This window comes from Dysgonomonas sp. 521, assembly GCF_010501055.1.
GTDB lineage: Bacteria > Bacteroidota > Bacteroidia > Bacteroidales > Dysgonomonadaceae > Dysgonomonas.
The window spans coordinates 23,873-37,863 of sequence record NZ_QVMO01000009.1; the positions used below are offsets into that span (position 1 = coordinate 23,873).

Consider the following 13,991-nt stretch of genomic DNA (forward strand, 5'->3'; position numbering starts at 1 on the left):
CCCGGATAGTGTATAACAGTTGCCGCCGAAGCAAAAAACAAAGAGCCTCTCGCCTCTTTATTTTTTTGCCGTCGTCAAAGGAGCAAGGTAATCACACAGGTAACCCGAAATTCGCCTTCGGCTCTTTCTTGTTCCTCCTGTGCATACCTTGCCCTGCGGGGCTGCGAACTCCTGCACCCACTCCCGATGGTCGACAGGTTTGGGTTCGCTGGACAACCTTTCCGTTATTCTCCCGATGGTCGCATGGTGGTCAGGTTGTCTTGCAAGCCTTCGCTTCATCTCCCGGTGGTCGCTTTCGTTTTGGCTTGCCCGGCTATCTGAATAGCCGGAAAGATTCCATAACCTTCAAATGTATATGTTATGGAAGATAAGAAAGAAGAGAAGCCCAAACGTGGTCGTCCGGCCAAGGAGAAAGAGAAGTTAAATTGCTCAATCAATCTCAAATTGACAGAGAAAGACTTCGGTTTAATCAAGGAGAAAGCGGAGAAAATAGGGATGAAAGCTACACGATATGCACGGGAAATGGTGCTTAAAGGAAGAGTGAAATCCCGTTTTACATTGGAGGAACTTGACCTTATGCGAAAACTTTCAGGTATAGCAAATAACCTGAACCAGATCGCTAAGAAAGCTAATCAGGCAGGATATATTGCGGAAAGCATTAATATAATGGGAATGATGATCAGAATTAAAAGGATACTGGATGATCGCTAAGAATATCAAGGGAAAGTCATTCAAGGGATGTGTATCATATGTGATGAACGATACTGCCAAGTTGCTTGAAGCCGAAGGAGTGCTAGCTTCAAGTAAACAGGATATTATCCGCAGTTTTGCCATGCAACGTTCCGGCAGAAAGGAAATCAAGCAGCCTGTCGGACACATTCCATTGTCATTTGCTCCCGAAGATAAGGATAGAATGACGAACGATTTTATGGTACAATTAGCTAAGGAATACATGGAAGAAATGGGCATTAAAAACACCCAATATATCATTGTCCGGCATCACAACACCGACAATGAACACATTCATATTGTCTATAACCGAATTGACAATAACCTGAAATTAATATCAGTCAACCACGATTACAAACGGAATATCAAAGCTTGCAAGAAACTAAAAGACAAATATGGATTGACTTATGGGAAGGATAAAGAAAGGGTTAAGCGAGAGAAATTAAGGAATCCGGATAAGGCAAAATATTATATCCATGATGCGATTAAAACCGTTCTACCGAATTGCAAAACACCTAATGACCTGCGATATAAGCTTCAAAAGTTCGGAATTGAGCTTGACTATAAACATAAAAGAACAACATCTGAAATTGAAGGAGTATCATTCCGATACGGAAATATCTCTTTCAAAGGCTCTGAGGTAGATAGAAAATACAGCTTTGGAAACATCAAAAAAGTATTAGAAAAAAATATCGAGGAATCGAAAAAACGAGGAGAGGAAGAACTTTTACGGGAACAGATGGCACAAAAAGTAAGGCAAGAGGCTATGTTAAAAGTCAAACAAGAAGACGAAGAAAATGCGAGGAAAGAAGACGAGGCAAAAGCACAAGTAGCCAAACGGAATATTATTATTAAAGGTGTGGTATTGAGTGATGAGCAAGAGAAAACGCTGCTGGGCAGTGGTCATATATTCCTTGAAAATATGACAGCTAAGGATGGAAAAACTCAATTCTCAGCTTATGCTTTCCTAAATGATGAGAAGAAACAGGTGTTGTTCTCCTATGACAATCCTGATGAGTTTGTGAAATACGGCAAGTATGAAATGCGTATCCGGGATAAGATTCTGATTGAAAATGGGTATATGACCAAGGCTAAAGTAAAATGGTTTGGAGGAGTAAATTATGCCTATCCATTTCTTTGGAAAACGAATAAGTCTGATGCCGAATATAAAGAGTCATGGAATGATCCAAGGTTGCCGAAAACTCAAAAGGAGGAACAGAAACAAAAGCCAAAGCAACCTATTATTCAACAGAAGAACAGAGGGAGGAAGAGGTAAATAAACAACATACGCAACGATTTGGCATACAGATAGATTATTTTTGTTGCAGCAAATAGCAACAGCCTGAACGTTACTCGCTTCTGAAAATAAATGTGTATATTTGCAACCAGCAACAACAGGTTGCTTATACATATTGAAGAAGCGTCAAGTTTCATCCTTTGTTTAGGAAATCGCCAATTGACTAATGTAGCAAGGATAAACATAGCGTTCCTGTTTGATGATTGTACATTTTGTGCAACATATCAGGCGTGGGCTGTTGTTTATTTGCTACAAGGTGTTTGGCGATACCTCTAACAAGATAAGCGTACAGTACCACGCTTTTTCTTTATGAGAATAGTAATTTAGAATATAGACGAATGTTAAATTTCGCATCAATAGATTTTGAAACGGCGAACTACAATCGCTCAAGTATATGTAGCTTGGGAATTGTAATTGTAAAAAATGGTGTCGTCGTAGATAAGATATATAGTCTTGTCCGCCCACGACCTAATTTCTATTGTTCATGGGCAACGGATATTCATGGGCTATCTTATTATGATACGCTAAATGAACCGGAGTTTCCTGAAGTATGGGAGGATATTAAACCTAAACTAAAGAGTCTCCCATTGGTTGCACACAATAGCTCTTTTGATGCAGGTTGTTTGAAAGCTGTACATGATTTATATGAGATCCAATATCCTAATTATGAATTTCATTGCACCTATCGAACGGCTAAAAGAGAGTTCCCCAACTTGGAAAATCATCAACTGCAGACAGTGGCAGTACATGTAGGATATGACTTGGAGAATCATCATCATGCGCTGGCAGATGCTGAAGCGTGTGCGAAGATAGCATTGCAAATTATAAAATGAGAGAATATGAGAGAAAATACTAACGAAAATCCAAATTTCAGATTAAAAGCTGTTGCCGATTTTTTAGATGGCAAGCATCATTTTTACATTCCTTCTTACCAACGTGGGTATCGGTGGGATAGAAAGCAGGTAGAAGACCTTTTGAAAGATATTACTGACTTTTCTAAAAAAGCCAAAGACGGAGAGTTCTATTGTTTGCAACCTGTTGTTGTGAAAGAAAAGCAATGGGAATTAAATGGAAATACAATCAACGGTTGGGAAGTTATTGACGGGCAACAACGACTGACCACTCTTCTATTATTGCTTAAATACCTGCAAAGCAAAAGTTGTGATTGCAAGAAGCCTCTTTACGACTTATATTACGAAACAAGACCCGAGGTGGATTTTGACAATTTGCACCCTCTAAATGACATTGACAGCTATTATGCTCAGCATGCCAAAGAGATTATTGATGAATGGTTTAATGAAAACACAATAAAAAAAAGTAAACTTGAAGAAGTCTTATTCGACCCATATAAGCCGGAAGATAAAGAACCACAAGTTAAATTTATCTGGTATGTAGTAGAAAATGCCGACAATCTAAATTCTATTAAAGTATTCAACAATCTGAATAAAGGTAAAATTCGCTTAACAAATGCCGAACTGATAAAAGCTCTGTTTATATTGAATGCAAAAAACACAATATCAAATATAAACGAAGTTGTACTAGAGTGGAATGTGATAGAAAGTTCTCTACACGATGACGAATTCTGGCTGTTTTTGGCAAACAAAGATTACAATCCTGCCACAAGAATTGATTTGATTTTTGATTTTCTCACCAACAAACCTCTCAAAAGCGATGACGACTTCTCGTATCGTAAATTTCAAGCCTTATATGATGGCGAAACAGAAGAATGCTGGGGAAATTGGGGTGTGAAAAATTTCGCTGAAGCTTGGGAGAAAGTAAAAACTGTATATCAACTATTTCTATATTGGTTCGAAGACAACAAACTATACCACTATATAGGCTTTTTGCTTAGCATTGGCATTTCTCACAAAGAAATATATAATAAAATACATGTTCTGCCTAAAAACAAAATGGAAGAGGAGGTAAAAGCTATCATTAGAGAAAAAATTAGGATTTCAAAAACAGAGCTTGACGAATTGACCTATAGCTCAGACAAAATATCATCAATATTATTATTGTTTAATATTGAAACCGGAGCAAAATCAAACTCGTATCGTTTCCCATTCGATTTATATAAAAAAGAAAACTGGGATATAGAGCACATAGCCTCTCAAACGGATAATAAACTGCAAAAGACAGGAGATAAGATCGTTTGGCTGACTTATCTTAAACAAGTTGTTTGTCATGAAGAAGGCTGGACTGAATTGCTTGCCAAAGCCATGCAGCTCTTAGAAAAGCTCAATAAAGAAGGGAAAGAAGCAGAAGGAGAGTTTAGCAGAATATATGAAGAAGTCTTTGCCATTATAGAACCGGAGGATGAACAATCGATAAATAAAGATTCTATTGTAAATTTAGCTTTGCTTGATGCTGGCACCAATCGCAGCTATGGAAACGCTCCTTTTCAAACCAAACGTCAACGGATTATAGAAAAAGACAAGAGTGGAGGATTTATTCCTCCGTGTACCCGCAACGTATTTTTAAAATACTACACTACTGAAAGCGAAAATGCTTCCCAATGGAAAAATGCATGGAAAGAAAATGATGGAAATGCTTATTTGGAAGCAATACACGCAACAATAGATGACCTGTTAAACAATTAAACAATGGAAAAACAAATGCAAAAAAATATATCTTTTTTGGATATGATAGAAAAGTATTCAATCTGCGTTCCAAAAATACAAAGAGACTATGCGCAAGGACGTGAAGATGATAAAACTGCAGAAATACGAGAATCTTTTCTCGAAGAAATGATAGAATCATTAATATCAAAAGAGAGCATGCCCTTAGTGCTTGATTTTGTCTATGGCTCTACCGACAACGACAACGTTTTTACACCGCTCGATGGACAACAGCGTTTAACGACTCTCTTTCTTTTGCATTGGTACCTTTTGCCAGCTGACAGACCACAACTATTTAAAGATGACACTAGCATGCCACGCTTCACTTACGAGACCAGAATATCCTCGAAAGACTTTTGCAAAAGCTTGGTTGCAACTTCTCCTCGGATTATAAAGGATAATACAGCAATGTCTGTATCAAAAAGAGAGAACGAAACAACAAAAAAAGAATGGACTTTATCTGAAAGCATACAAAACGAACCTTGGTTTTTGTGGTCGTGGCGAAAAGATCCGACTATAAAAGGAATGTTGGTAATGCTAGACGCAATGGACAAAAAGCTAAAAGCAATACCCGACAAGATTTCTTTATGGAATAGTTTGACCGAAAATCGTAAGATTGTTTTTCACATACTCCCTCTTGAACAGTTTAATCTGGCAGATGAACTTTATGTTAAAATGAATGCCCGTGGAAAAGAATTATCTTCTTTCGATATACTTAAATCGACGTTTGAAGAACAAATGAAGAAGAATGAGGTAAGCGAGTTATTGCAAGAAGAATGGCGAACGCACATTGATAGCAAATGGATGGATTTATTCTGGAACAAAAAAGCAATAGCATACCTTGATAGCTCAGACAGTAATAAAAATAAAGAAATAGTGAACGCTGTCGAAATGTCTTATTTGCGTTTTTTGAAACGAATGATGTACTTTCATTTGTTTATGATTGATGATTTCGAAAACCCCGAAGCTTTAGATAAAGATAAATTTGTGGAGGGTATTAAATCTGTTCGTATATATGTGAGAGACCATGATATTATTACGATTATTCCGCAACTAAGTAAGTGTGGATTCTTTAACGAAGCTTTCTACTCTTTTGTAATTGAGACAATGGAACAATTGCTATTTATAGAAGATGAGCGTGTAAAAGAAGGAAGCGATTTTATTACTATGCCGTTTTGGAAAATTGACAACCGAGATGTAAACAATCTTTTCGAAATGTTTATTGACAATAAGATTACTTATTTGGGGCGTGTATTATTCTTTGCCCAAATGCAGTTCTTCAAATACTACGGAGCAGAAGCTCTACAAGAGTCGGAAAAGTTGAGAAAAGAATTAAACAACTGGATGCGTATTATTCGCAATTTATCTTATAACACGAGTTATAACAATGAAGATGAATTTAGAAATACGATAAAGGCGTTAGATACGTTAGCTTTTTTTGTTTATGCCGAGAGCGATACGAAGTCTATTCTTGACTATTTTGCTAAGGATGGTGAAGTACTCCGTTTTGACGGAGAACAAGTAACGGAAGAAAGAGAAAAGGCACGTCAAATACTACAGGATACCAAATGGGAAAACAAAATTGAAGAAGCAGAATGTTATGCTTTCTGGCAAGGAACTATTCGTTTTTTATTTAGAACAAATGAGCATAAATACGATTGGACACTTTTTGACGATAGATGGTCTAAGTCAAAAAGATATTTTAATGTAGATGGAGTATCCGACGAGTATAAGAATAATAATATTCTCTTAAGGCTGTTAATTTGCAGCTTCACAAAATGGGAAAGCTTTTGGGGCATTACTTACGATAATAAAGCTTCCTCATGGGGAGATATTTTATCGAATAAAAAATGGATTTTACCATTAAATTCCTTGTTTATAGAAGATCCAACTACGTTTGATTATATGAACTTCAATATCTTTCATGAAAATCAAAATGAGCAATCAGCTCTTGTTCATTCTGACTTATGTAAAAGCGACCTTCTTAATTGCATTGTAGATGGCTGTTTCTTAAATTACAGAAATAATCAGCATGCTTTATACCCATACAATACAAGAGCTAAATGGAAAATTTATGTTATTGGTAATGCGAGGAATTCGATATTTTCAAGATTATTAGATCAAAATAAAATTGAATTAATAAACGGAGAATGCGGTAAATTAGGGAACTACCCGTATTTCTGGGGCTGGAATTTATACTTTAAACATAGTGATGTTACTTATTATTGGGGAACTGATGATAGATTACAAAAATATAATAATGAGTTACAAACGTGGGCTACAGAAAATATTTCTTTAGAAAATATCGAGGATTATTTTAGTACAGATAATATTTAGTAGCAATCATGCGCCTCCTCCACCTCTCTGACACTCACAACCTCCACCGGCAGTTAAATAATTTACCGACTGCCGATATTATTGTCCATTCCGGTGACATTTCGTATGCTGGCACTGGTAAGGAAGTTGTGGATTTTGTTGAATGGTTTGGAGCGTTAGATTATCAATACAAAATTTTCATTGCAGGTAATCACGACTATTGTTTAGAGGGAAAAGGGAAAGAAAAAATTCAGCGATTTTTGCCTGAAAACTGTTTTTACCTCTACAATAGTGGCATAACAATAAACAGCTTGAAATTTTGGGGTATTCCATTTTTCTTTTCTGATGACGTGAGTGGTCAATATCTCAATATGATTGCACAAATTCCGGCGGATACTGATGTTTTGATTTCGCATCGTCCACCACTTGGTATTTTGGATAACACCAATAATATTTCTTATGGTTGTCCTGATTTACTTCAAAAGATATTTGAGGTTCGTCCTCGTTATCATCTTTTCGGGCATATCCACGATGCTTATGGTATTGAAGAGTCTAAATATACAACCTTCGCCAATGCAGCATTAGTAGATGAAAATTATCGACTATTAAATAACCCTATCGTATTTGATATATAAATAGCGGCAAATGACACATACTGAGAAATGGATGGAAATAAGAGCGAGATATTTAGATAAAGAAATATCCGAGAGCGAATATTATAAAATTTGTGATGAAGCAGGTCTTGAAATGACTGCATGGGTAGATGAAGATTTTGCAAGAGAGCACGGTTTTATCGGTGATAGCATAGACCTAATAAGTTTTGCATCAGATAGAGAATGGCAAGAAAACGCAATCCATTAATTTTTGATTCAAATTAATGCTCTCTTTTGGCACAGGTGAGAAGTATTTTTGCAAAAATATATTAATCTCTAAAATTGAAATGTATGGCAAATTTTTATTGTGAGTATTGTGGAAATAAATATTCCAGCGTATCGTCATTGACTGCATCTACATGTTCACGACATCCTAACGGAGCTGGAAAGGGAAAACACAAATTGTATGAAGGAAGTGAAAAAAGTAAATACACATGCAAATATTGTGGTAATTCATATTCTTCTATTAGTTCATTAACTGCATCAACATGCTCAAGACATCCAAATGGAGCTGGAAAAGGGAAACATGCACCAGCTCTTTAATTTCTCATTGCATAAAGAAAACTGCTCATATGGGCAGTTTTTTTAGAGACATTTTACACCTGTGCTATTATTTGGCGCATGCCGTGCATATCTTTGCATAAAAACAATAGATATGAGACAGTTGAACATTACACAGAAAGACGAGAATGTCAACGAAAAAGTTGATAAAAAGGTTCTTAAAACCTCTTTAGACCATATAGAAAATATAGTGGAATTAGTTGAGAATTCCGGTTTGAATAAAGAGTTTTTCCAGAAAGCGAAGAAAAGCATCAACTTTGTGGCTAAGAAAATGGGACTTACAATAAATCAAACGGTTCTCTTTGCTATTTTTATAGAGAAAAGTGACGACAGTAGAATATATATCAGTGAATTTTCTAAGCTAATTGGCTGTCGTTTAGTTAGGATTATAAATTTAATGAGTGATATTGACGAATTAGAAAAACGGCGTTTGGTTCGTTGCAACAGAAGCAGCAATCAAAAAAGTTATCGTGTGCCTATGGATGTTGTTAATGCTTTAAAACAAGATATCGCATATACTCCTGAAAGCACTCAAAATCTGACCACCAAAGGATTGTTCAAGCATATCAATCGCTTGTTCAGTGAAAGAGAGGAAAGTGAGATTTCTTGTGACTTACTATTAGTAGAATTGCGTTCACTTTTTGAAGATAATTCTTCCTTAGCTTTCTGTCAGCAAATCAAGGAATATGAAAAAATAGGAATATGTGGAAATGAGTTCTTGTTACTTTTATTATTCTGTCATAGATTTATCAACTTGGATGATGATTGTGTTGGATTTCATGACTTTGATGATTTGTATGAGGAAAAATGGATATTCAAAGATATGAAATCCGAATTACAAAACGGAAATAGTGAGCTGCTTGAAAATAACATTTTGGAACATTCTAATGACAATGGTTTCGGAGACAGGGAATACTTTAGAATATCATCAACTGCAAAAGAGAAACTTTTTGTTGGATTGGATATTAAGACCACTCAGAGTAATAATAAAAAGGATCTTATGCTGCACGGTAGTATTTCTTCAAAAGAACTATTCTATAATAAACGGGAACAATCGCAGATAACACAACTTACATCACTTCTTCACAAGAATAATTTTCAGTCTATTCAAGAGAAACTGGAAAAAGGTGGAATGCGAAAAGGTTTTGCTTGCTTGTTTTATGGAGCACCCGGAACTGGAAAGACCGAGACTGTCTATCAAATAGCTCGTTCTACAGGTCGCGATATTATGATGGTGGATATTTCAGAAACGAAAAGTATGTGGTATGGTGAAAGCGAGAAGCGTATAAAAGGAATATTCGATAAGTATAAAAGCTTTCTGAAAACGTGTGAGGTTGCCCCCATTTTGTTATTTAACGAAGCTGATGCAGTTATTGGTAAGCGAAAAGATGCCGGACAAGGCTCGATTGATCAAACAGAAAATGCAATACAGAATATCCTATTACAAGAAATGGAGAATTTAGAGGGGATAATGATAGCGACAACTAATTTGACTCAGAATTTGGATAAAGCTTTTGAACGAAGATTCTTGTACAAGATTGAGTTTGAGAAGCCTTGTATTGAAGCTAAAGAAAAAATTTGGCAAACCATGTTGCCAACATTATCTGAGCAAGAGAGATTGGAATTAGCAAATAATTATAATTTCAGCGGTGGACAAATAGAAAATATCGTTCGCAAATATACTGTGGACTCCATCTTAAGCGGAGTAACACCGACATTGGAGACGGTACATAGCTACTGTCAAAGCGAGTTTTTGTATAAGAATGAAGAACGAAAAAGAATAGGATTTAATTGATATGGAAAAGAAAAAAAGTTCTAAGGATACCACATCCAATTTATTCAACCGATATGTTTGGTTGGTTGACATCATTTATCGAAGAGGGAAGATAACATTTGAAGAAATTAATGAATATTGGCAAAGATCATTATTAAATCTTGATGGAGAAGATCTTCCTTTGCGCACGTTCCATAACCATCGACAGGCTATTGAGCAGATGTTTGATATTAACATTGAGTGCGATAAGCGAAATGGATACAAATATTACATAGAGAATACCGATGATATGGAGCGTGGAGGCGTTCGAAGCTGGCTATTAAATACATTCGCAGTAAATAACCTGATAAATGAGAGTCACAAACTCAAACAACGCATTTTATTTGAAAAAATACCATCTGGGCAAATGCATTTGACATCTATTATTGAAGCAATGAGGGATAGCCTATCCATAGAAGTGACTTATCAGAGTTTTTGGCGAGATACACCTAATACTTTTGAGATTCATCCTTATTGTATAAAAGTATTTAAACAACGCTGGTATGTTATAGGGTACAGTCCATATAAAGAAAGTATCCTCATTTATGCTTTAGATAGAATCAAACATATCCACATCAATGAGAATAAATTCCAGTTACCAAAGAACTTTGATGGAGAGGCCTTTTTTATGGACAGCTTTGGAATTGTAGCCGGAGACGGACACAAAACAGAAAACGTTCTGATTAAGGTATATAAAATTCAAGATAGTTATATCAGGGCTTTGCCATTGCATCACTCGCAAAAGGAAGTTGAAAGTACATCCGACTATACCATATTCAGCTACCATATAAAACCAAGCTTTGATTTTCGACAGGAGTTGCTCTCTCATGGATCAGAGGTTGAAGTTTTATCTCCTAAATGGTTTCGGGATGAAATTGCAGAGATTATATCGGCTCAATATGATGTATATCAAAGTAGTAAAAAGTAACTCATGGAGGCGATATGCATCATCTATACCAAAAGGAATTTGTCAATAGAGAAAATTTACTTAATTTTGTGCCAAGCTAATCAACCTGCTCAAAGCGGGGCAAATTGATGAAGTTATCTCGTTACTTATCCGTTACCTATTCTGATTTACAGCCAAGACAAACGGCTGATTCAGAATGAAATAATCCAAAAGCATAGTTTTGTTACCAAACCGTTACTATTTTTCGAGGCTCCGAAATAGTAACGATTATTCAAATATAACTCTCATTTTCCATCAGTTGTCAAAGAGTTGTCCGGTATTCTTCAAAACAAAAGAACAAAAATTTGTAACTAAAAAAATTGAAGATTATGAAGTCAACATTCAGAACACTTTTCTACCTGAAAAAGAATCAGCCCAGAAAAGACAAAACGGTACCTATTATGGTTAAGGTGACGGTAAACGGAAATCCTCAGAGCAGAGCAAAGCAATATATATTGCTCCACTGGAGGTTGCATCCGCGTTAAAGGGCAAAATTTAGGTATTATCTGGTAAACAATTTTGTCAGATGTTTTTATATTTTATGACAACAGCTATCCATTCAGGAGTTTGCCTGTTTTCCAATCGAGATGGGAATATGCTTTGTGAAGATTCTCCTCGCAGTTCTCAATTCCGCTGCCTCCGGAAGTAGCAAAGGGTATAAGAGTCTTGCCCGAAAGATCATAGCTTTCAATAAACGTATTGATGATGGTCGGTGCAATATACCACCATACGGGAAATCCGATGTAGATCGTATCGTATTGCTCTACATTGTCAAGCCTTCCCGCTATGGCCGGACGTGATGATGGATTGCGCATCTCCACCGAACTACGGCTCGCTCGGTCGTTCCAGTTCAGGTCTGCGGCCGAATACGATATTTCGGGCGTTATTTCGTAAATATCGGCATCCATATCCGCCGCCAATTTATTTGCCGCCTTTCTTGTTGTTCTGCTACAAGAAAAGTAGGCTACTAAGATATTCTTCTTCATATTATTATGCAAAATAAATATTTCATTTCAAGTACTCTTTAAAGAATGACTCCAACTTATCAAATGGTATAATATCTATCCGGTCGTATAAGTCCACATGACTGGCACCCGAGATTATCATCAGTTCTTTGTTGTCGCCTTTGAGCATTTTAAAAGCATCTTCGCTAAAATAGCGTGAATGGGCTTTCTCTCCGTGTACAATCAATACCGCATTACGAATTTCTCCGGCGTAGGAAAGCTGTGGCATATTGATGAAAGAAAGAGAAGATGTTGTGTTCCAACCTTTGTTCGAGTTAAGCGAACGTTCGTGATAGCCGCGTTCTGTTTTATAATAGCTGTAGTAATCTTTCACAAACTGTGGCGCATCCTCCGGTAGCGGGTCAATCACACCACCGGCCAACGCATACGTGCCGTTTTTTGCGTCGGCTGTGCGTTGCGCATTGAGTTGCTCACGAAGTTTATAGCGGGCATCCGCATCCATTGAATCAAAATAGCCGTTGGCACTGACACGGCTCATATCGTACATAGTAGAAGACACCGTAGCCTTGATGCGGGTATCCATAGCGGCGGCGTTGATGCCCAAACCACCCCAGCCACAGACTCCGATAATCCCGATACGCTCCGGATCTACATTATCTAATGTGGTAAGAAAGTCCACGGCTGCACTGAAATCCTCCGTATTAATATCGGGCGAAGCCACATAACGAGGCTTACCTCCGCTTTCTCCCGAATAAGAGGGATCGAAAGCGATGGTAAGGAAACCACGTTCTGCCATTGTTTGCGCGTATAAACCGGAAACCTGTTCTTTCACTGCGCCGAAAGGCCCGCTTACGGCAATAGCCGCCATTTTTCCGTTCGCATTCTTTGGCACATACATATCGGCGGCAAGCGTGATGCCGTAACGGTTGCGGAAGGTTACCTTGCTGTGATTGACTTTATCGCTTTTGGGGAATACTTTATCCCATGCTGTTGTTAGCTCTAACTTTTCCATATTCTTATCATTGGTTTGACTATTATCGGTCGCTTTGTTGTTCACGCATGCCGTGAGCATTCCGCTTACGAACAAAGCTATTACTGCTGCTTTCTTCATAACTATCCATCTTTGCATTAAATAATGCAAAGATCGAAGTTAATCAGGCTTCCCTGTTAACGATATTCAAACCAATAATTAAGAATTTCAAACCATCGCTTCCCGAAGCGATTTAGGATTTGTTCCCGTTTGCTTCTTGAAGAAGTTGTTGAAGTAAGTGGGATAGTCAAACCCGAGGGCATAAGCAACCTCCGAGATATTCCAGTCAGTATGTTGCAACAAGGCTTTTGCTTCTGCGATAATACGTTCGGTGATATGTGTAGTGGTTGACTTGCCTGTGATTTCCTTTACCGCACGGTTCAGATAATTGGTGTGTACATTCAGGTATCTGGCATAATCCTGAGCTGCCCGCAGTTGCAATGGGCTGCCGAATGTCTCAATCGGGAATTGTCTTTCCAACAATTCAAGGAATACGGAGGTAATCCGGGCGGTGGCTTTTTTTGTTTGATGGTAATGTTCTGAGGGTTGCAGCTTTAATGCTTCATGGATAATCAGGCTGATATAGTTGCGGATAAGCTCATCTTTAAACGTATAGTCATTCTCCTGTTCTTCAATCATCTTTTGGAAGAGAGAATTTAGAAACAGTCTTTGTTCTTCTGATATTTCCAAAACGGGCGTTCCGTCAATCTTAAAAAACGGAGATTGGAACAAACTCTCTGAACGGTCGGAGTGCTTCAGAAATTCTTCCGAGAAAAGGCAGGTATAACCCTTATAAGTAGTTGATATGGTTTCCCATGAATAAGGGATATGCGGATTGCCGAAAAACAGAACTGTTCCTTCCTGCTCAAAACTTCTATTAGCATAGTTGATAATACTTTTGCCGGTGGTAAGGCAAATCTTATAGAAATCTTTGCGGCTGTATGTACGTGTCTCGTTACAGTCATCGTCGATCTGAAATGCCTTGAAGCCTTTTAATTTAAGTTCGTTATTGAACTCAGAGATTGAACGTTCTGTTTTCATTCTGTAAATATAAGAATTTCAA

General features: G+C 37.3%; 14 protein-coding genes. 10 read left to right on the plus strand and 4 right to left on the minus strand.

From position 1 onward, the window contains the following. Window positions 1-57: 57 nt before the first annotated feature. Window positions 58-279: a hypothetical protein gene (locus tag D0T84_RS04860; protein WP_163306585.1), complete on the minus strand. Its 222-nt coding sequence runs from the start codon at window positions 277-279 to the stop codon at window positions 58-60. Between the two features lie 81 nt (window positions 280-360). Here D0T84_RS04860 and D0T84_RS04865 point away from each other — a divergent pair, with 81 nt between their 5' ends. From D0T84_RS04865 to D0T84_RS04915, 10 genes are all read left to right on the plus strand, one after another. Next, window positions 361-711: a MobC family plasmid mobilization relaxosome protein gene (locus D0T84_RS04865; RefSeq protein ID WP_163265364.1), complete on the plus strand. Its 351-nt coding sequence runs from the start codon at window positions 361-363 to the stop codon at window positions 709-711. Next, window positions 701-2,005 (plus strand): relaxase/mobilization nuclease domain-containing protein, encoded by a 1,305-nt coding sequence (locus tag D0T84_RS04870; protein ID WP_163265362.1) that lies wholly within the window; start codon window positions 701-703, stop codon window positions 2,003-2,005. Before D0T84_RS04865 ends, D0T84_RS04870 begins: the two co-directional genes overlap by 11 nt. A 359-nt stretch (window positions 2,006-2,364) precedes the next feature. Next, a complete protein-coding gene (locus D0T84_RS04875; RefSeq protein ID WP_163265358.1) occupies window positions 2,365-2,859 on the plus strand; it encodes a 3'-5' exonuclease in 495 nt (164 codons plus the stop codon). Window positions 2,860-2,865: 6 nt separating this feature from the next. Beyond that, on the plus strand, window positions 2,866-4,626 hold the full coding sequence (locus D0T84_RS04880; protein ID WP_163265356.1) for a DUF262 domain-containing protein: 1,761 nt from the start codon (window positions 2,866-2,868) through the stop codon (window positions 4,624-4,626). 3 nt (window positions 4,627-4,629) lie between these two features. Further along, on the plus strand, window positions 4,630-6,981 hold the full coding sequence (locus D0T84_RS04885) for a DUF262 domain-containing protein (RefSeq protein ID WP_163306587.1): 2,352 nt from the start codon (window positions 4,630-4,632) through the stop codon (window positions 6,979-6,981). An 8-nt stretch (window positions 6,982-6,989) separates the two neighbouring features. Further along, window positions 6,990-7,595, plus strand: coding sequence for a metallophosphatase domain-containing protein (locus D0T84_RS04890; RefSeq protein ID WP_163265352.1), 606 nt, complete (start codon window positions 6,990-6,992; stop codon window positions 7,593-7,595). Window positions 7,596-7,605: 10 nt separating this feature from the next. Continuing rightward, entirely contained in the window at window positions 7,606-7,821 is a 216-nt protein-coding gene (locus tag D0T84_RS04895) for a hypothetical protein (RefSeq protein WP_163306589.1), read from the plus strand. Window positions 7,822-8,268: 447 nt separating this feature from the next. Next, window positions 8,269-9,969: an ATP-binding protein gene (locus D0T84_RS04905; RefSeq protein ID WP_163265346.1), complete on the plus strand. Its 1,701-nt coding sequence runs from the start codon at window positions 8,269-8,271 to the stop codon at window positions 9,967-9,969. A 1-nt stretch (window position 9,970) separates the two neighbouring features. Further along, window positions 9,971-10,915, plus strand: coding sequence for a YafY family protein (locus D0T84_RS04910; protein WP_163265344.1), 945 nt, complete (start codon window positions 9,971-9,973; stop codon window positions 10,913-10,915). 347 nt (window positions 10,916-11,262) lie between these two features. Continuing rightward, window positions 11,263-11,418, plus strand: coding sequence for a hypothetical protein (locus D0T84_RS04915; RefSeq protein WP_163306565.1), 156 nt, complete (start codon window positions 11,263-11,265; stop codon window positions 11,416-11,418). 66 nt (window positions 11,419-11,484) lie between these two features. Here D0T84_RS04915 and D0T84_RS04920 read toward each other — a convergent pair whose 3' ends face one another. The 3 genes from D0T84_RS04920 to D0T84_RS04930 all read right to left on the minus strand — a co-directional run bounded on the left by D0T84_RS04920 (window position 11,485) and on the right by D0T84_RS04930 (window position 13,969). Continuing rightward, entirely contained in the window at window positions 11,485-11,919 is a 435-nt protein-coding gene (locus tag D0T84_RS04920) for a flavodoxin (protein ID WP_163306591.1), read from the minus strand. 22 nt (window positions 11,920-11,941) lie between these two features. After that, window positions 11,942-12,970 (minus strand): alpha/beta hydrolase, encoded by a 1,029-nt coding sequence (locus tag D0T84_RS04925; protein WP_255495210.1) that lies wholly within the window; start codon window positions 12,968-12,970, stop codon window positions 11,942-11,944. Between the two features lie 126 nt (window positions 12,971-13,096). Beyond that, window positions 13,097-13,969, minus strand: a complete 873-nt coding sequence (locus D0T84_RS04930) for an AraC family transcriptional regulator (RefSeq protein ID WP_163306595.1) — start codon at window positions 13,967-13,969, stop codon at window positions 13,097-13,099. Window positions 13,970-13,991: the final 22 nt, after the last annotated feature.